The organism is Mycobacterium sp. MS1601 (assembly GCF_001984215.1).
Taxonomy (GTDB): Bacteria; Actinomycetota; Actinomycetes; order Mycobacteriales; family Mycobacteriaceae; genus Mycobacterium.
This window is the reverse complement of record NZ_CP019420.1, coordinates 6278411-6296945: the sequence shown is the minus strand read 5'-3', so window position 1 is coordinate 6296945 and position 18535 is coordinate 6278411. Positions and strand designations below refer to the sequence as shown.

Sequence of the window (18535 nt, the reverse complement as noted above, 5' to 3'; positions counted from 1 at the left end):
ACGCGCTGTTCATATGAACAACTAGACAGGTTTTCCCGATCGGCCTTAGGCTCGGTCGGTGACCATCACCTATCAGGCCATGCACATGAGCGACGGAATCGTCAACGCTCCCGTGTCCATGGTCTTCATCGTGATCGCGATCGCCGCTCTCGCGCTGTGTGCGTGGCGCGCCCGCGCCGAGCTGGACGAACGCACCGTGCCGCTGGCCGGTCTGGTTGCCGCTTTCGTCTTCGCCGTGCAGATGGTGAACTTCCCGATCCTGCCCGGCGTCAGCGGTCACCTGCTCGGCGGCGCACTCGCCGCGATCCTGGTCGGCCCGTTCACCGGTGCGCTGTGTATCGCGATCGTGCTGGTGGTGCAGGCACTGTTGTTCGCCGACGGTGGGGTGACGGCTCTGGGCACCAACATCGTCAACATGTCGGTGATCGGGGTGGCCGCCGGATACGGCACGGCCGCACTGCTGTACTCGTTGGCCAAGCGCCGTCACGCCGGATCGGTGCCGGTGATCGGCGGCATCGCATTCGTGTCCGCGGTCATCGGAACCGTCTGCGCGGCAATGGGTTTTGTCCTCGAATACTCGATCGGCGGGGCTGCGCAGGCCTCGCTTGCAACCGTGGCGGCCTACATGTTCGGCACCCACGTCCTGATCGGCATCGGTGAAGGTGTCATCACCGCTCTCACGGTCATGGCAGTGGTCCGGGCCAGGCCGGACCTGGTGTATCTGCTGCGGTCGGCGCGCGTCGAAGAGAAGGTTGCCGCATGAGCATCACCCAACAGAAACAGGGCCGTGGCTTCTGGATCGCCTTCGCGGTCGTGACGCTGCTGATCGCCGGTGTGGTGTCCTACTTCGCCAGCTCACACCCCGACGGCCTCGACTCGGCGACGCTGCAGGGCTGCCAGGTGGTGGAAACCACCGATGGTGAACACCTCACCGGTAGCTGCATCGCACAGTCGGCCACCGACCACACCATGGCGGACTCGCCTCTGGCGGACTACGCCGTCGGTGGGGCCGAGAACACCGGCGGTATTGCCGGAGTCATCGGTGTGGTGGTCACCCTCGCCGTCGCGGGCGGGGCGTTCTGGTTGATTGCGCGCAGCCGCAAGTCGAAGGGCTGAGGGGGTGGGCGCGGGCCACGCGCACCCGCTGTACCGGCACGATCACGGGCCGCTGCACCGGCTGCCCGCCGAGGTCAAGGTCGCGGCCCTGGTGGTGTTCGTGCTCGCAGTGGTCGCCACCCCCCGTGAAATGCTCTGGCCCTACGCTCTTTTCGCCGTGATGCTGCTTGCGGTGTGGGCGGTGGGCAGGATTCCGCTGCGCTGGATCCTGCCGCGGATGCTGATCGAAGCGCCGTTCGTCGTGCTGGCGGTGCTGTTGCCGTTCGCCGAAGGCGGGCAGCGGGTGCAGGTGGCTGGTCTGCAGTTGTCGGTGGCCGGGCTGTGGGCGGCGTGGGGGATTGTCATCAAAGGCACCCTGGGTGTGGCGGCGTCGCTGACCGTGGCCGCCACCACCACACCGTCGCAGTTGCCCCTGGCGCTGAGCCGCCTCGGGGTACCCGCCATGATGACCTCTGTGCTGGTGCTGATGATCCGCTACGTCGACCTGTTGTCGGCCGAGGTGAGTCGCATGCGAATGGCCCGCCTGTCCCGCGGTGACTCGCCGCGGGCACTGCATCAGGTGGGTGCCATCGCCAAGGGTGTGGGCGCGCTGTTCCTGCGGTCCTACGAGCGTGGTGAGCGGGTGTACGTCGCCATGCTGTCACGCGGCTTCGACGGGCACATGCCGGAACTGGCCGGAGTGGCGGCGGTGCCGAAGGCCACCACTGGGCAGTGGACGGCCGCCCTGATCCCGGCCGTGGCCGGGATCGCAGTGGCCGCGAGCGCGTGGGTGCTGCGATGACGCCCGCGGTTCGGGTGAGCGGCCTGCGCTACGTCTATCCCGACGGGCACATCGCGCTGGACGGAGTGGACCTGACCGTGCAGCCGGGGGAGCGGGTGGCCCTGCTCGGCCCCAACGGTGCGGGCAAGACCACTTTGATGTTGCATCTCAACGGTGTTCTCACCGCCACCTCCGGAGCGGTGGAGATCTCGGGTATTGCGTTGTCGCGTAATACTGTTCGGGATATCCGCCGACGCGTCGGACTGGTGTTCCAGGATCCTGACGACCAGCTGTTCATGCCCACGCTGGCCCAGGACGTCGCCTTCGGTCCGGCCAACTTCGGGGTGGCGGGCGAGGAGCTGGCGAAGCGGGTGCGCAGCGCACTCGAGGCTGTGGACCTGGTGGAGCTGGCTGATCGCAGTCCGGCGCATCTGTCCGGTGGGCAGCGCCGCCGCGCCGCGCTGGCCGCGGTATTGGCGTGTGAGCCCGAGATCCTGGTGCTCGACGAACCGTCGGCCAACCTGGATCCGGTGGCCCGCCGCGAGCTGGCGGAGACGCTGCAGAAGCAGACCGCCACGATGCTGTTGGTCACTCACGACCTGCCCTACGCCGCGCAGCTCTGTGAGCGTGCCGTCGTCATCGACCACGGCAGGGTGGTGGCCGACGGCGACATCCGCTCGGTCTTGGGAGATGCCGCGCTGCTGGCCGCCCACCGCCTCGAATTGCCCTGGGGTTTCGTGGTTCCGGCGCGCTGATTGCGGTGTCGCGCCCCTGCGCTGCCACGTGGTCACGCCCAGTAGCGGAGCGAATTCGGTCCTCCCCGGCACCACGCCAGTGCTGTCCTGCCGTTCCATCGGGCCATGGTCAATGCGCGGTCAGTTCGTTGCGGATCTGCCCGGCGATGGTCACCAGGCGTGTTTTGGGGAGGCGGCTGGTAGGGCCGGCAACGCCGATCGCCGCATTGGGGGCGACGGCGAGGGCCACGCATGACACGCCGGGATGGAAAGTGTCGAGGTCGAGCGCAAACCCGTCCCGTGCGGCATCGGCGATCGGCTCAGCGTGCCGGAGCCACATGTCGGGGTAGAGCTCGCGCACCACTCGGGTCAGATCTGGATCGGCGGCAAGAAGTGCGTGACCGATTGCTGTGCCGATCAACGGTTCACGTTCACCGGGGACGACTGTCAGATGCAAGGGTTGGTCGGATTGAACAGCGTCGGCGCATAAGTACTCCTCGCCCGCCACAAATGCCAGGTAAGCGGTCTCGCCAGTGGCCGCCCCAACTGCTTCCAAGACCGGGCGGACGCGGCGCCGCAATGCATGCTCGGCTTCCACGCTCGGGCGCAGAAGCCGGCCCAGTTTGCCGCTCAGCCGGTACGGAGCCCCCTTGTCGTCCTGGGTGATGTAGCCGAGCTCCTCCAGCGACGCCAACAAGTTGTGCGCGGTACTGCGATTGAGTCCGGCGCCATCGGCGAGCTCGCTGAGCCGTGCTCCATCCCGGCTTGCGGCGACACGCTCGATCAGGTTGAACGCTCTTTCGACGGATTGGATCACAGGGCATCCTTTGTCGATTCCATATTGTGGAATCATAGTACAGATTCTTTCTCATCGTTTGACAATTTGAAATATCCGGGCCACAGTGTTCTGTATAGATGAACAGATGGCATAACAACGTGAAAAGTATTCACTATGGAGGAACGATGACGTTTGAGACGCGTGCAGCACACGCCGTTGAGGCCGTGGCCCGCGAGGCAATCGATCGGGGATTTGCCGTAGCAATCACAGTGGTGGACGCCTCCGGGGTACTGCAGGCCTTCCGCCGCATGCATGGGTCGGTCACCGGGCCGGTCGAGGTTTCCCAAAAGAAGGCCCGCACCGCGGCGTTGTTCGGTATCGACAGCATCGACCTCGGTCCTGACGCACAACCCGGCGGACCGATCTACTCGATCGAACACACCAACGGGGGGCTCATCAGTTTCGGTGGTGGCGTCGTCCTACGCGATGGCGACCAGATTATCGGCGGTCTCGGCGTGGCCGGCGCCAGTGTGGACGCCGACGAGGAACTCGCCCGCGTCGGCGCCAGAGTCTTCTGACCCGCCAAACAGCTCGCCACGTCGCTGGCTCACCAGGTGATGCGCCAGCGACGTCACTTTATGAGGAGACCGCCGTGATCCGCCTGACCTCCCTCACCCTCGCCGCCTTCGCCATCGGTATCAGCGAGTTCGTGCTCGTCGGCCTGCTGCCCACCATCGCCGCAGACATCCATGTCTCGCTCGGCACCGCGGGTTTGCTGGTGACGCTCTATGCCCTCGCGATCACCGTGCTGTCGCCACTGCTCACCTCGCAGCTCAGTCGCTACGACTCCCGTTGGGTACTCGTCGCGCTCATGACGCTTTTCAGCGTTGGCAATCTGCTGGTGGCCGTCGCCGCCAACTTTCCCGCTCTGGTTGCCGGACGTCTGATCGCCGGCGCCGCCCACGGCACTGTCTTCGCGCTTGGCGCCCCGGCTGCCGTCGCCATGGTTCCCAAAGACAAATCCGGCCGTGCCATCTCGCTGATGTTCCTCGGCCTCACAGTGGCCATGGTTGTCGGCGTGCCGATCGGGACCATCATCGGCAACGCACTTGGATGGCGCATTGCCTTCGCCATCGTCGCCGCCCTCGGAGCCTTCGCCGCCCTCGCTATCGCCGCCATGGTTCCGTCCACCCGCGCCGGCGAAACCATCGGTATCTCCGAACAGCTCGCACTATTGGTAGACAAGCACCTGGTGTCCACCTATGTGGTCACCGGACTCGGGTTCGGCGCCACCTTCGCGGTGTTCACCTTCCTAGAGCCGCTCCTGAGTGAGCACGCCGGCTATACCTCGGGCGGAGTCACCGCGATTTTGTTTCTCTTCGGCATTGCCACCGTCATCGGCAATCTCGTTGGAGGAGCACTGTCGGACCGCATCGGCACCACATTGGTGATTCGCATAGCCCTCGGTGGCCTCGCGGTGAGCTTCGTCCTGGTTTACCTCACCGCACACAGCGCGCTCGGTATCGCGATCTCCATATTCATCTGGGGCGTCTTCGCATTCCTGATTTCTCCCCCCGTGCAAACCCACTCAGTCAGCTTGGCCAGTGACCGGGGTGCAGGAGCCGAAAAAGCTGCCAGCGGACTCAATATCGCGGCCTTCAACGCAGGCATCGCACTCGCCTCCTGGATCGGTGGCGTGCTTGTCGAAAACGCCGGCATCCTCACCACTCCGTGGGCCGCACTCGTCCTGATCCTCATCGCGCTGGCCGTCAGCACACAGATGACCCGCCGCAGCGCCCTTACTACCGTCAACATGTAGAGCACACGCCGTGCGTCTACCGGTTGCCTCGGCTATCGCTGCAGTGTGCCCGTGCCGACCACCGCACGCTGCGGCCGGCTGAGCTAGGCGGTTTCGCCCGGCAGCGGGTGCACCTGCTTGTCGTGGCGGTGGTGGCCCGGGATGCCGGGGCCCGCGTGTTCGGCGTTGTGGACGGCGTCCACCACCAGCTGGCGCACGTGGTCGTTCTCCAGGCGGTAGATCACCTGGGTGCCCTCCCTGCGGGTGCGGACCAGGCGAGCCATCCGCAGCTTCGCCAGGTGCTGGGACACCGACGGCGCGGGTTTGTCGACGTGCTCGGCCAGGTCATTGACCGAGCGTTCCCCGTGCGTCAGCGCCCACAGGATCTGGATGCGGGTGGTGTCGGCGAGCATGCGGAAGACCTCGACGATCAAGCCGGCCTGCTCGTCGGGCAAACGATCGGCGTTCATGGGCAGACCCTAATGCCGCTTGGGCGGAGGCCAGGACGGCTCGCCGCACAGAGCCAGCAACGCGTTCTCGATCACCTCGGGCAACGCCGGATGGATCCAGTACTGCCCGCGGGCCATCTCCTGGCCACCGAGTCCGAAGCTCATGGCCTGGATCAACGGCTGGATCAGCGACGACGCCTGATGCCCCATGATGTGCGCACCCAGGATGCTCCCGGTGTCCTGGTCGACAACGATCTTGGCGATACCGGTGGTGTCCTCCATCGCCCAGCCATAGGCGACGTCGCCGTAGTCCTGCACCTTGGTGATGGCGCGGTACCCGGCAGCTCTGGCCTGGTTCTCGGTGAGCCCCACCATCGCGATCTGCGGATCGGTGAACACCGCGGACGGCACAAAACGGTGGTCGGACGCCACCAGGGTCTCGGTGTCGTCCCAGTCGGTCAGCAGGTTGTGGCGCACCACCCGGGCTTCGTGGTTGGCGACGTGCTTGAGCTGATACGGCGAGCTCACGTCGCCGAGGGCGAAGATCCCGCGGGCGGTGGTGCGCTGGTATTCGTCGACCTTGATCAGGCCGTCATCGTCCAGCTCGACGCCGGCCGAGTCCGCAGACAGCAAGTCGCCGTTGGGGATTCGGCCAGTCGCCACCAGGAGCGCGTCGCCGGCCAGGAGCGAGCCGTCGTCGAGTTCCAGCTCCACCCCGGACTCGCACGGCCGGGAACCGACGACGTTGCGGCGGCTGTGGATGTCCCATTTCTTGCCGGCCACATCGGTGAACCGCTCGCAGATCGTGTCGTCGCAGTGGGTCAGCAGCGCTGATCCGCGGATCACCATCGTCACGCGGGTACCCAGTGCCGAGAACACGTGCGCGAACTCGGCGGCGACAAAACCGCCGCCGACGATGATCAGGTGCTCGGGCAACTCGGAGATCCGCATGATGGTGTCGCTGGTGTAGTACTGCACCCCGCATCCTGCGATGGCCTCGGGGACCGACGCGCGCGCACCCGCGGCAATCACCACCTGATCGGCGGTGAACTCGTCACCCGCTTCGGTGCGCAGCACATGGCGGCCGTCGTCACGGGTGGGTCCGAAACGGGTGTGGCTGTCGAACACGGTGACGTTCGGTGAGGAGCGCCGGTAGCGTTCACCGCCCATCGCGATCGGGTCGATGCGCCCGAAGACCCGTGAGACGATATCGCTCCAGCGCACCTTCTCGATGCTGGCGTCGATGCCGAACCGGGCCGAATCGCGAATGGTGGCAGCAACTTCCGCTGCATAGACGAACATCTTGGTGGGAATGCAGCCGACGTTGAGGCAGGTACCGCCGAAGGTGCCCTGCTCGCAGATCGCCACCTTCTTGCCGTCATACCGTTCGTCGAGGATGCTGTTTCCCGAGCCGGTGCCGATGATCGCCAGGTCGAAATGTTCCATGTGCGCAGTCCTGTTCAGCTGACGGAGGAGGTGTTGAGGTAGAGGTCCAGCCAGCGGTGCAGCTCGCGGTAGGCAGCAGCACGCGGAGCTGAAAGTGACAGGAAGACATCGTGTTTGGCGTCGACGACGGGTGCCACTGTGGTGTGCGTGCCGCCGACACAGCCGGCCCAGCGCGCGATCTGGGAGACGTCGAGCACCGCGTCACCGGTCTGCAGCGCACGCGGATCGTTGGTCTCGGTCACACTGTGGTCCGAGCGCAGGATCAGATTTGGCACGCCCACGTCAAGGCCGCGGTGCAGCCGGGCGTGGCCGCGGCGGACCGCGTTGATCCAGCCGAAGGTGACCGGGAACCCGCCCACCGGTTTGAGTGCCAAGTCGTAGTCGAATTCACCGGAGTAGTCGCGGTGCAGCGACGTGCCGTACCCGCCGGGGGTGGGTTTGCGCACCACCTGGAGCTTGCGCAGTCGGGCCAGTCCCCTCAGGGCGGCGCCAGTGGGTGGACTGCGCAGGATCGCCGGACCGCGCAGGTCGAAGAACGGGCTGTTGAGCACCAGTCCGCCGATACCCAGTGCGGCGGTGGCGTCACGGCGGCGCACCCGGTCCAGCCACAGTGTGACGATCAACCCGCCGGCGGAGTGGCCGTACACGCACGTGGTGGCATCGTCGGTTTCCTGGCGGATGATCGTCAGTGCGCGTTCCAGCTCGGCGTCGTATCGGGTCAGATCGGTGGTGAAGTGCGGGGTCTGGCCTTCCCGCCACGACCGGCCGCACTTGTGCAGATCGAGGGCATAGAAGGCGACACCGTGGTCGGCGAACCGATCGGCCAATTCGGTGTTGAAGAAGTAGTCGGTGTAGCCGTGTACCGCCAGAACGGCGTGCCTGGTCGGGCTGACGTGCTCCGGGCGCACCAGGGTGGCCACCAGATCGCCTTCACCGTGTGGGTCGGCACCCAGTTCGACCGTGGTCTGGACGAATCCGGGCAGGATGTCGGGATCCCATGCCGTCACGCGTTCACTGTAGCGGCGCACGCTCCCGTTGCAGACCGGCGAGCAACGCGCGGGTGCGGTGCACCGTCTCAGGGTCGCCGAAGAGGAATCCGACGAACTCGGTGACGCCGATGTCGGCGAGCCGGCGCAACTGTTGCACCACCTGCTCTTCGTCGCCGGCGACGGCGATGTCGCCAACACCGGCGACACCCTCGCGGTCCAGTACGCCTCGGTAGGACGGCATCTCCGCGGTGTAGCCGAAGGCCTCGGACAGTGACTGTCGCGCGGCGTCGACGTCCTGGGTGACGAGCACCGGCAACGAGGCGATGACCTGTGGTGCGGGCCGGCCAAGCTGTGCTGCGCGGTTGGTGATCCGCGGAATGATGTGCTGTTCCAGCGTTCTGGGGCCCGTCCAGGTGGTGACCGTGCCGTCGGTCAGTTCGGCGGCGAGGTCGAGCATGCGCGGGCCCAGTGCGGCGATGACCACCTGGGGCGCCGGCGCGGCCAGTTCCACGCGCCCCACGGCCGTGAGGTGGCTGCCGTGGTAGTCCAGCTCGGCGCCGGCCATGGCGGGGATCAGGATCTCCAGGAATTCCCGCATGTACCGGGCGGGTCGCTCGAAGGAATGACCCAGCGCTTCGACCATCGGCTGGTGCCCGGTCCCGACACCGAGGGTCAGCCGGCCGTCGACGGCGGCGTTGGTGGTCAGCGCCTGGCGGGCCAATGTGAACGGGTGCTGGTGATAGGTGACATTGACGCTGGTGCCCAGATCGATGCGGCGGGCCTGTTGCCCGGCCAGTGCCAACGCCGTGAGCGCGTCCCAGGGGGCCAGCCCCGGTACCGGCGGCAGCTGGGGCAGCCAGGCTCGACTGAGCCCCGCGGCGTCGGCGGCAATGACCGAGCTGATCACCGTGGTGAGGGTGTCGGAAGAGTTGGGCAGGGACATGGGAGTGACGCGCACGGTGATGCTCCTTGGCACGGTAGATACTATTCGGAGAGTGTCTCCGCTCAATATATGGAGACAGTCTCCGCTTGTCGACAGGAGGGGCCTGTGCGGGCTGATGCCGCGCGAAACCGACGCCGGATTCTCGATGCCGCCACCGAGGCGTTCCAGAAGTCCGGTGTGTCGGCGTCACTCGACGACATCGCCCGTGCCGCCGGAGTGGGACCGGGAACCCTGTACCGCCATTTCCCCACCAGAGACCAGCTGGTGCTGGCGGTCATCGAGACAGGATTACGGGATCTCGCAGTGCTGGCCCGCAAGCTCTCGGGTACCGCGGACCCGGTGACAGCGCTGGGGCACTGGCTGACCGCCTACATCGCCGAGGCCGGCCTCTTTGATGGGTTGGCCCGCAGTTTGGTGGCGCCGCCCCAGGACGACGACCCCGGCAAGGAGGCCTGCAGGGCCGCCGGCGAAGCGGGGGAAATGCTGATTGCCGAGGCCGTGGCGGCGGGGCAGCTGCGCGCCGATGCGGCAATCGGCGACGTCCTGGACATGGCGGCGGCCATCGCCTGGGTCGGCGAACAACCTGACCGCGATGACCGGCAGCGGGACCGGCTGCTGCGGATTCTCATCGACGGACTGCGTGCCCCGTCACAATTCGACGCGGGCTAACCTGGCACCACAACAGAAGCCAGGCTCGACTCGAAGGACGAACGGGTGTCAGACGCGAACATCACCAAGACGGACGTCGTGCTGGTCGGCGCCGGAATCATGAGCGCCACCCTGGGCGCCCTGCTGCGCATCGTCGAGCCCAACTGGTCGATCACCTTGATCGAGCGACTCGACGGCGCGGCGGCCGAGAGCAGCGACCCGTGGAACAACGCGGGCACCGGGCACTCCGCACTGTGTGAGCTCAACTACACCCCGGAGAAGTCGGACGGCACCATCGACATCACCAAGGCCGTCGCCGTCAACGAGCAGTTCCAGGTGTCCCGGCAGTTCTGGGCCCACGCCGTCGAGAAGGGCATCCTGCCCGACGTCCGCAACTTCTTGAACCCGGTGCCGCACGTCAGCTTCGTCGAGGGTGCCGACCGGGTGGAGTACCTGCGCAAGCGACGCGATGCACTGGCGTCCAACCCGCTGTTCGCCACCACCGAATTCATCAACGACGCCGACGAGTTCGCCCGCCGGCTGCCGTTCATGGCGGCCAAGCGCAACTTCGCCGAGCCGGTGGCGCTTAATTGGACCACCGACGGCACCGACATCGACTTCGGATCGCTGGCAAAGCAACTCATCGGGTTCGGGGTGCGCAGCGGCACCACCGCGATGTTCGGTCACGAGGTGCGTGACGTCTCCCAGCAGTCCGACGGCAGCTGGACTGTCAAGGTGGTCAACCGCCGCACCGGCGCCAAGCGCACACTGAACACCAAGTTCGTCTTCGTCGGCGCAGGCGGTGATGCACTGCACCTGCTGCAGAAGTCGGGCATCAAGGAGGCCAAGGGCTACGGTGGCTTCCCGGTGGGTGGGCAGTTCCTGCGCGCCTCCAATCCGGCCGTCACCAGCGGCCACCGGGCCAAGGTCTACGGCTTCCCGCCGTTGGGTGCCCCGCCCATGTCGGCCCCGCACCTGGACACCCGCATCATCAACGGCAAGCCCTGGCTGCTGTTCGGGCCGTTCGCCGGCTGGTCGCCGAAGTTCCTCAAGCAGGGCAAGGTCACCGATCTGCCGCTGTCGGTCAAGCCGGACAACCTGGCCTCGATGCTCGGTGTCGGCCTGTCGCAGATGAGCCTGGTGAAGTACCTCATCGGTCAGCTGATGCTGTCCGAGGGCGACCGTGTCGACGCGCTGCGGGTCTTTGCGCCCAGTGCACTCGATTCCGACTGGGAGCTCACCATCGCCGGACAACGTGTGCAGGTCATCAAGCCGGCCAAGGGCAAGGGCGGCACCCTCGAATTCGGCACCACCGTGCTGGCGGCCGCTGACGGAAGCATCGCGGGCCTGTTGGGCGCCTCGCCCGGCGCATCCACCGCTGTCCCGGCCATGCTGGACGTGATGAAGCGCTGCTTCGGTGATCGTTATCAGGCCTGGCAGCCCAGGCTCAAGGAGATGATCCCGTCGCTGGGCACCGAACTCTCGCACGAGCCCGAGCTGTTCGCCGAGGTCTGGGACTGGGGCACCAAGGTGCTGGGCCTGGAAGCCGGTGCCGACGCGGGAGCGGCTGCCCTGGCCGCCGGTCCCGACACCTCGGTGTCCGCCTCCGAGTCCGATGATCCCGAGCCTGCAGGAGTGGTGTGACGGTAGCTCTGCGCAGGAAATGGGCCCAGGACCTCAGCGCGGCGACGCTGTATGAGCTGCTGAAGCTGCGGGTAGAGGTGTTCGTCGTCGAACAGGCCTGTGCCTACCCGGAACTCGACGGCCGTGACCTGCTGCCGGAGACCCGGCACTTCTGGCTGGACCTGCCCGACGGTGAGGTGATCGCCACCCTGCGGCTGATGGAGGAGCACACCGGGGGAGCGAAGTCTTTCCGGATCGGCCGGGTGTGCACCAAACAGTCCGCTCGCGGGCAAGGCCACACCACCCGGCTGTTGCAGGCAGCGATCGCCGAGGTCGGCGACTACAGCTGCCGGATCGACGCGCAGACCTACCTGGTGGAGATGTACTCGGCCCACGGTTTCGTCCGTGACGGCGACGAGTACCTCGACGACGGGATTCCGCACGTGCCGATGCTGCGACAGGGAAGTCGCACCGAGGATCAGGCGTGACGTATCCGTTCAGCGCGATCGTCGGGCACGATCAGCTGCGGTTGGCTCTCGTGCTGTGCGCAGTGCGCCCCGATATCGGTGGGGTGTTGATCCGCGGCGAGAAAGGCACCGCCAAATCGACTGCCGTGCGGGCCTTGTCGAACATTCTGACCGCGGTGGACGACGGCCGGCTCGTGGAACTGCCCATCGGCGCCACCGAGGACCGCGTGGTGGGCTCGTTGGACCTGCAGAAGGTGCTCCACGACGGGGAACACGCCTTCTCGCCCGGGCTGCTGGCCCGCGCCCACCGTGGGGTGCTCTACGTCGACGAAGTGAACCTGCTGCACGACCACCTGGTCGACGTGCTGCTGGACGCCGCCGCGATGGGGCGAGTGCACATCGAACGTGACGGCGTATCCCACTCGCACGACGCCAGATTCGTCTTGATAGGCACCATGAACCCCGAAGAGGGGGAGTTGCGCCCCCAATTGCTGGACCGGTTCGGGCTCACCGTCGACGTGCGGGCCTCCCGCGACGTCGACGTCCGTGTCGCGGTGATCCGGGCCAGGATGGATTACGAAGCCGACCCGGACGCCTTCGCCGCCCGCTACGCCGACGCTGACGCCGAGGTGGCCCGCCGCGTCGCCGACGCGCGGTCGCGGGTGCCCGCTGTGACGTTGAGTGACAACTCTTTACGCAGTATCGCCGCCCTGTGTGCGGCCTTCGACGTGGACGGGATGCGGGCCGATCTCGTGGTGGCGCGCACCGCGGTGGCACATGCCGCGTGGCGCGGCGCCGAGGCAGTCGAACAGGACGACATCAGGGTGGCCGCCGAGCTGGCGTTACCGCATCGGCGTCGCCGCGATCCGTTCGACGACCCCGGCCTGGACCCGGGTGTGCTGGACGAAGCTCTGGCGCAGTCCGATTCCACCGAGCCCGAACCCGAGCCCGACCCTGATCCGTCCGGCGGCGGCGGGGCGCGCCCGTCGGAAAACTCGCAGCAGCAGCGTGATTCGTCGTCCGCGGGCGCTGCGTCCAAACCGAGTGCACCGCCTGTGCAGCCGTTCCGAACCAAGGCGCTGCGGGTGCCCGGTGTCGGGGAAGGAGCACCGGGGCGACGGTCACGGGCGCGCAACCGGACCGGCGCCGTGGTGGGCGCCGCCACGGCGGACTCCGACGACGGCCACGGTGTGCACTTGTTCGCCACCGTGCTGGCCGCCGCACACCGGCCGGGTCCGCTGCGCCCGGATGTCGAGGACCTGCGCACCGCGATACGCGAAGGCCGTGAAGGCAATCTGGTGATTTTCCTGGTCGACGCTTCGGGGTCGATGGCCGCCCGCGACCGGATGTCGGCGGTCAGCGGCGCGGCACTGTCGCTGCTGCGCGACGCCTACCAGCGCCGCGACAAGGTCGCCGTCATCACTTTCCGCCAGCGTTCGGCCAGTGTGCTGCTACCTCCCACGTCGTCGGCCTACATCGCGTCGCGGCGGCTGGCCCGGTTCGACACCGGTGGCAAGACCCCGCTGGCCGAGGGCCTGCTGGCAGCCCGTGATCTGGTGACCCGGGAAAGGGTGCGCGACCGCGCGCGCAGACCTCTGGTGGTGGTGTTGACCGACGGCCGCGCCACCGGTGGGCCGGACCCACTGGGCCGCACCAGAGCCGCCGCCGCCCGCTTGGTCGCCGAGGGTGCCGCGGCAGTGGTGATCGACTGCGAGACCTCCTATATCAAGCTCGGATTGGCTGCCACGCTGGCCGTCCAGCTGGACGCTCCGGTGCTTCGCCTGGAACAGCTGCGCGCCGAGAACCTCACCCAGGCCGTGCGCAGCGTGGCCTGAGTGGAAGGAAACACGCCATGCCGCAGGGAGTTCCCGCAGTTGTACCCCAGGACGGGCTGACCACCCGAGCGCGCCGCAACACCCCGGTGCTCGCCGTGCACACCGGACCCGGCAAGGGGAAATCCACCGCCGCCTTCGGAATGGCCTTGCGCGCATGGAACTCCGGACTGAGCGTCGCGGTGTTCCAGTTCGTCAAGAGCGCCAAGTGGAAGGTCGGCGAGGAAGCGGCCTTCCGGCAGCTCGGCGAACTGCACCAGCAGCATGGCATCGGCGCCGCGGTCGAATGGCACAAGATGGGTGCGGGCTGGTCCTGGACCCGCAAACACGGTGAGGAGGCCGATCACGCCGCCGCGGCCGCCGACGGCTGGGCCGAGATCGCCCGCAGGTTGGCCTCAGGGCAACACGATTTCTACGTACTCGACGAGTTCACCTACCCGCTCAAGTGGGGTTGGGTGGACACCGGGGAGGTGATCGACACCCTGGCGCGGCGCCCCGGCATGCAGCACGTGGTGATCACCGGCCGTGACGCACCGCCGGCGCTGGTCGAGGCCGCCGACCTGGTGACGGAGATGACCAAGGTCAAACACCCGATGGACGCGGGACGCAAGGGCCAGAAGGGCATCGAATGGTGAGGGGGCATGGTGAGGGGTGGGCATGGTGAGCCCGTGCTAGCCCCCGCCGTCGTCATCGCCGCGCCCACCTCGGGCAGCGGAAAGACCACGGTGGCAACAGGTTTGATGGGTGCCCTGCGGGCCGCCGGACGTTCGGTGGCGCCGTTCAAGGTGGGGCCCGACTTCATCGACCCCGGCTACCACGCCTTGGCCACAGGACGTCCGGGCCGCAACCTGGACCCCGTGTTGGTGGGTGAGGGACTCGTCGACTCGCTTTATGCGCACGGCCGAGCCGGCGCGGACATCGCAGTCATCGAAGGCGTGATGGGGCTGTTCGATGGACGCATCACCGACGGAGCGCAGGTGCCCGCGCCCGGATCCACCGCGCATGTGGCCGCTCTGCTGAGGGTGCCCGTGGTGCTGGTGGTCGACGCCCGTGGCCAGAGCCAGAGCATCGCGGCACTGCTGCACGGTTTTTCGACGTACGACAGCGGCACCCGATTGGCCGGGGTCATCTTCAACCGGGTCGGATCGGCGCGCCACGAGCAGATTCTGCGAGCGGCCTGCGACACGGTGGGACTACCGGTGCTGGGCGCCATCCCGCGCCACGATGACCTTCAGGTTCCGTCGCGGCACCTCGGCCTGATCACCGCGGTGGAACACGGGAGAGCCGCCGGCCTTGCCGTCGAGGCGATGACCACGCTGATAGCCCGGTATGTGGATCTGCAGGCGGTGGAGCAGATCGCGGCCGCCGCCACCGCCCCCGTGTACGCCTGGTCGCCGGAGGTCGTGGGGGAACCCGTGCCCGGGTCTGCGGTGGTGGCAGTGGCGGCGGGGCGCGCCTTCAGCTTCAGCTACGCCGAGCACCGCGAACTGCTCACCGCAGCGGGCGCGCAGGTGGTGACCTTCGACCCGTTGGAAGACACGTTGCCCGACAACACCGCCGCGGTGGTGCTGCCTGGCGGCTTTCCCGAGCAGTACCTGGTCGAACTGTCGGGGAACACCGTGCTGCGCGAACAGATCCGCGTGCTGTCGCAGCGGGCGCCGGTACACGCCGAGTGCGCCGGGCTGACCTACCTGATGGGCGATCTCGACGGACACCCGATGTGCGGCGTGCTGGACGGCTCGGCCCGCTTCACTGCGCGTCTCACCCTCGGCTACCGCGAGGCGGTGGCACTCACCGACTCGTCGCTACACACCGCGGGTTCCAGAATTGCCGGCCACGAATTCCACCGCACCACAGTCGAATTCAACTCCAGCTACCCGCAGGCCTGGGCCTACCGGATGCCCGACGGTTCCAGCCGGCGCGACGGCGCCGTACACGCCCGCGTGCACGCCTCCTACGTGCACACCCACCCCGCCGCCGCCCCGCAGTCCGTGCGTCGCTTCGTCGCACACTGCGTACCCACTAAGCTCGCCGGGTGACCGAGAACGCCTACCTCGTCGGAGTCCGCCTGACCGGCAAGAAGGTCGTGGTGGTCGGTGGGGGATCAGTGGCCCAGCGCCGCCTCGGCCTGCTCGTCGACTCTGGTGCCGATGTGCACGTCATCACCCGCGCCGCCACCCCGGCCGTCGAGGCGATGGCAGGCATCACCCTGGAGCTGCGTGACTACCGCGACGGTGATCTCGAGGGCGCCTGGTATGCCATCGCCGCCACCGACGAACCGCACACCAACGCCGCGATTGTCGACGAGGCCGATGCCAGGCGCATTTTCTGCGTGCGCGCCGACGTCGCCGTCGAGGGTTCGGCGGTGACACCTGCCACCCTGGATTACGCCGGACTGTCGGTGGGCGTGTTGGCGGGTGGAGAGCACCGCCGTTCGGCCGGCATCCGCACGGCGATCCTCGAGGCGCTGCAGGCGGGCTCGATCTCGACCAGGGAGGAGTTGGCCGAGACCGCCAACGACCTGCGGGGCAGCGTGGCTCTGGTGGGTGGAGGCCCGGGTGACCCCGAGCTCATCACGGTGCGGGGCCGGCGGTTGCTGGCACGGGCCGACGTGGTGGTGGCCGACCGGTTGGCACCCGCGCAGTTGCTGGCGGAGCTGCCGCCGCATGTCGAGGTGATCGACGCCGCCAAGATTCCCTACGGCCGCGCGATGGCCCAAGAAGCGATTAATGACGTTCTCATAAACCGGGCGCGGTCCGGACAGTTCGTCGTCCGGCTCAAGGGTGGCGATCCGTTCGTCTTCGCGCGCGGTTACGAGGAAGTTCTGGCGTGCACCGAGGCCGGGATCCCGGTCACCGTGGTGCCCGGAATCACCAGCGCAATCGCTGTGCCGGCCGCAGCCGGGGTGCCTGTCACCCACCGCGCGGTCAACCACGAGTTCGTGGTGGTGAGTGGTCACCTACCTCCCGACCACCCCGAATCGCTGGTCAACTGGTCGGCTCTGGCCGCCATGAAAGGCACGATCGTGCTGCTCATGGCGGTGGAACGGATCGAACTGTTCGCTCGCGCCCTGCGCGACGGGGGCCGGTCGCCGCAGACCCCGGTACTGGTTGTCCAGCACGGCACCACATCCGCCGAGCGGGTGGTCCGGGCAACCTTGGCCGATGCGGCCGAGGTGATCCGCGCCGACGGTATCCGGCCGCCGGCGATCATCGTGATCGGCGATGTCGTGAACGTGGGAGCGTCCGCGGACTAGGCCACACGGTGCCCGTCTCGGCGGTTCCGTGACCAATCCGAGCTTTAAACAACTCTTAAGATTACTGTAGGGTAGCTCGGTATGACGGCACTCAACGACGCCGAACGGGCACACGCGGAAGCACGTGCTGCCGGCTCGGACCGCGCGCTGCCGGTGAAGGTGGAGAAGTCGCAGCGTACGGGCAAGTTCCCCAGTTGGTTGCCGTCGCGGCGTTTCATCTACGCGGTCATCGCGATCGGCGGCATGCAGTTGCTGGCCACCATGGACAGCACCATCGCCATCGTCGCGCTGCCGCAGATCCAGGACGAACTCGGTCTGTCTGACGCAGGCCGCAGCTGGGTCATCACCGCATACGTCCTGACGTTCGGCGGCCTGATGCTGCTCGGCGGCCGCCTTGGTGACACCATCGGCCGCAAGCGCACCTTCATCGTGGGTGTCGCGCTGTTCACCATCGCCTCGGTGTTGTGTGGAATCGCTTGGAGTGAAGGCACTCTGGTGGTCGCGCGCCTGCTGCAAGGCGTCGGCGCGGCCATCGCCTCGCCCACCGGCCTGGCACTGGTGGCCACCACGTTCCCCAAGGGCCCGGCCCGTAACGCCGCCACCGCGGTGTTCGCCGCCATGACCGGCGTGGGTTCGGTGATGGGCCTCGTTGTCGGTGGCGCACTCACCGAGGTCTCCTGGCGCCTGGCGTTCCTGGTGAACGTGCCGATTGGCCTGCTGATGCTGTTCCTGGCCTACACCACGCTTCGCGAGACCAACAAGGAGCGGATGAAGCTCGACGCCGCAGGCGCGTTGCTGGCCACCCTGGGGTGCACGGCGGCGGTGTTCGGTTTCACCCAGGGTCCGGAGAACGGCTGGCTGACGCCGATGACACTCGCCGCGGGTGCCGTGGCCCTGGTGGCTTTCGTGGCGTTCGTCATCGTCGAGCGCACCGCCGAGAACCCCGTTGTGCCCTTCGCCCTGTTCCGGGATCGCAACCGGGTGGCCACCTTCTATGCAGTGTTCCTCGCCGGCGGCGTCATGTTCACGCTGACCGTGCTGATCGGGCTGTACGTGCAGGACATCATGGGCTACAGCGCCCTGAGGGCCGGTATCGGCTTCATCCCGTTCGTGATCGCCCTGGGTATCGGCCTCGGCCTGTCCTCGGTTCTGGTGTCGAAGTTCCCGCCGCGGGTCCTCGTCATCGGTGGTGGCGTCCTGGTGCTGGCCGCCATGCTCTACGGCAGCACCTTGCACGGCGACATCCCGTACTTCCCCAATCTCGTCATCCCCATCACGGTGGGCGGCTTCGGCATCGGCATGATCGTCGTCCCGTTGACCGTGTCGGCCATCGCCGGTGTCGGTTTCGACCAGATCGGTCCCGTCTCCGCCATCGCGCTGATGCTGCAGAACCTCGGTGGCCCCGTGGTGCTCGCGATCATCCAGGCCGTCATCACCTCGCGCACGCTCTACCTGGGCGGTACCACCGGCCCGGTCAAGGACATGAACGAGGCGCAGCTCAACGCTCTGGATGCCGGATACACCTACGGCCTGTTGTGGGTGGCTGCCGTGGCGGTCCTGGTGGGCGCCGCCGCGTTGTTCATCGGCTACACCGCCAAGCAGGTGGCGCATGCGCAAGAAGTCAAGGACGCATTGGACGCCGGCGAGCTCTGAGCCGGGCAGCCCGTCGCCGGGATATCTCGCGGCAACGCCAGTC

General features: G+C 67.3%; 18 protein-coding genes and 1 pseudogene. 14 read left to right on the top strand and 5 right to left on the bottom strand.

Going from position 1 to position 18535, the window contains the following annotated elements:
* Positions 1-79: 79 nt before the first annotated feature.
* Genes BVC93_RS30120 through BVC93_RS30105 form a run of 4 tightly spaced genes read left to right on the top strand, consistent with a single transcriptional unit; the run spans position 80 to position 2631 of the window.
* Positions 80-763, top strand: coding sequence for an energy-coupling factor ABC transporter permease (locus BVC93_RS30120; protein WP_157517307.1), 684 nt, complete (start codon positions 80-82; stop codon positions 761-763).
* On the top strand, positions 760-1116 hold the full coding sequence (locus BVC93_RS30115) for a PDGLE domain-containing protein (protein ID WP_083740599.1): 357 nt from the start codon (positions 760-762) through the stop codon (positions 1114-1116). The genes BVC93_RS30120 and BVC93_RS30115 overlap by 4 nt, the downstream gene beginning before the upstream one ends.
* Before the next feature lie 4 nt (positions 1117-1120).
* A complete protein-coding gene (gene cbiQ / locus BVC93_RS30110; RefSeq protein WP_083740598.1) occupies positions 1121-1897 on the top strand; it encodes a cobalt ECF transporter T component CbiQ in 777 nt (258 codons plus the stop codon).
* Positions 1894-2631 (top strand): energy-coupling factor ABC transporter ATP-binding protein, encoded by a 738-nt coding sequence (locus tag BVC93_RS30105; RefSeq protein WP_083740597.1) that lies wholly within the window; start codon positions 1894-1896, stop codon positions 2629-2631. The genes cbiQ and BVC93_RS30105 overlap by 4 nt, the downstream gene beginning before the upstream one ends.
* A 109-nt stretch (positions 2632-2740) precedes the next feature.
* On the opposite strand, the gene BVC93_RS30100 is transcribed toward BVC93_RS30105, so the two are convergent.
* The gene (locus tag BVC93_RS30100; RefSeq protein ID WP_192860140.1) at positions 2741-3427 is read right to left on the bottom strand and encodes an IclR family transcriptional regulator; all 687 of its coding nucleotides are present in this window, start codon (positions 3425-3427) and stop codon (positions 2741-2743) included.
* A gap of 146 nt (positions 3428-3573) precedes the next feature.
* On the opposite strand from BVC93_RS30100, the gene BVC93_RS30095 reads away from it, so the two are divergent.
* Together BVC93_RS30095 and BVC93_RS30090 are read left to right on the top strand one after the other, a co-directional pair.
* On the top strand, positions 3574-3966 hold the full coding sequence (locus BVC93_RS30095) for a GlcG/HbpS family heme-binding protein (protein ID WP_083740595.1): 393 nt from the start codon (positions 3574-3576) through the stop codon (positions 3964-3966).
* A 74-nt stretch (positions 3967-4040) separates the two neighbouring features.
* Entirely contained in the window at positions 4041-5207 is a 1167-nt protein-coding gene (locus BVC93_RS30090; protein ID WP_192860139.1) for an MFS transporter, read from the top strand.
* An 83-nt stretch (positions 5208-5290) separates the two neighbouring features.
* Here the strand turns inward: BVC93_RS30090 and BVC93_RS30085 are convergent, their stop codons facing one another.
* Genes BVC93_RS30085 through BVC93_RS30070 form a run of 4 tightly spaced genes read right to left on the bottom strand, consistent with a single transcriptional unit; the run spans position 5291 to position 9028 of the window.
* Positions 5291-5656, bottom strand: coding sequence for an ArsR/SmtB family transcription factor (locus tag BVC93_RS30085; protein ID WP_083740593.1), 366 nt, complete (start codon positions 5654-5656; stop codon positions 5291-5293).
* Positions 5657-5665: 9 nt separating this feature from the next.
* Positions 5666-7081, bottom strand: a complete 1416-nt coding sequence (gene mtr / locus BVC93_RS30080) for a mycothione reductase (protein ID WP_083740592.1) — start codon at positions 7079-7081, stop codon at positions 5666-5668.
* 14 nt (positions 7082-7095) lie between these two features.
* Positions 7096-8088 carry an alpha/beta hydrolase gene (locus BVC93_RS30075; RefSeq protein ID WP_083741470.1) on the bottom strand — a complete coding sequence of 331 codons (993 nt, stop codon included), beginning with the start codon at positions 8086-8088 and terminating at the stop codon, positions 7096-7098.
* A 4-nt stretch (positions 8089-8092) separates the two neighbouring features.
* Positions 8093-9028, bottom strand: coding sequence for a TIGR03564 family F420-dependent LLM class oxidoreductase (locus BVC93_RS30070; RefSeq protein ID WP_083740591.1), 936 nt, complete (start codon positions 9026-9028; stop codon positions 8093-8095).
* Between the two features lie 90 nt (positions 9029-9118).
* Between BVC93_RS30070 and BVC93_RS30065 the strand changes: the two genes are divergently transcribed.
* The 8 genes and pseudogenes from BVC93_RS30065 (at position 9119) to BVC93_RS30030 (ending at position 18492) form a co-directional block, all read left to right on the top strand.
* The gene (locus BVC93_RS30065; protein ID WP_192860138.1) at positions 9119-9682 is read left to right on the top strand and encodes a TetR/AcrR family transcriptional regulator; all 564 of its coding nucleotides are present in this window, start codon (positions 9119-9121) and stop codon (positions 9680-9682) included.
* Positions 9683-9727: 45 nt separating this feature from the next.
* Positions 9728-11305 carry a malate dehydrogenase (quinone) gene (gene mqo, locus BVC93_RS30060; RefSeq protein WP_083740589.1) on the top strand — a complete coding sequence of 526 codons (1578 nt, stop codon included), beginning with the start codon at positions 9728-9730 and terminating at the stop codon, positions 11303-11305.
* Entirely contained in the window at positions 11302-11772 is a 471-nt protein-coding gene (locus tag BVC93_RS30055) for a GNAT family N-acetyltransferase (RefSeq protein ID WP_083740588.1), read from the top strand. Before mqo ends, BVC93_RS30055 begins: the two co-directional genes overlap by 4 nt.
* On the top strand, positions 11769-13586 hold the full coding sequence (locus BVC93_RS30050) for a magnesium chelatase subunit D family protein (RefSeq protein ID WP_083740587.1): 1818 nt from the start codon (positions 11769-11771) through the stop codon (positions 13584-13586). The genes BVC93_RS30055 and BVC93_RS30050 overlap by 4 nt, the downstream gene beginning before the upstream one ends.
* Before the next feature lie 17 nt (positions 13587-13603).
* Positions 13604-14218 carry a cob(I)yrinic acid a,c-diamide adenosyltransferase gene (gene cobO, locus BVC93_RS30045; RefSeq protein WP_083740586.1) on the top strand — a complete coding sequence of 205 codons (615 nt, stop codon included), beginning with the start codon at positions 13604-13606 and terminating at the stop codon, positions 14216-14218.
* Positions 14219-14224: 6 nt separating this feature from the next.
* On the top strand, positions 14225-15622 hold the full coding sequence (locus tag BVC93_RS30040) for a cobyrinate a,c-diamide synthase (RefSeq protein WP_442928998.1): 1398 nt from the start codon (positions 14225-14227) through the stop codon (positions 15620-15622).
* Positions 15619-16871 (top strand): annotated as a pseudogene (gene cobA / locus BVC93_RS30035) (uroporphyrinogen-III C-methyltransferase). Before BVC93_RS30040 ends, cobA begins: the two are co-directional and overlap by 4 nt.
* Positions 16872-16920: 49 nt before the next feature.
* The gene (locus tag BVC93_RS30030) at positions 16921-18492 is read left to right on the top strand and encodes an MFS transporter (protein WP_083740584.1); all 1572 of its coding nucleotides are present in this window, start codon (positions 16921-16923) and stop codon (positions 18490-18492) included.
* The last annotated feature ends 43 nt before the right edge of the window (positions 18493-18535 follow it).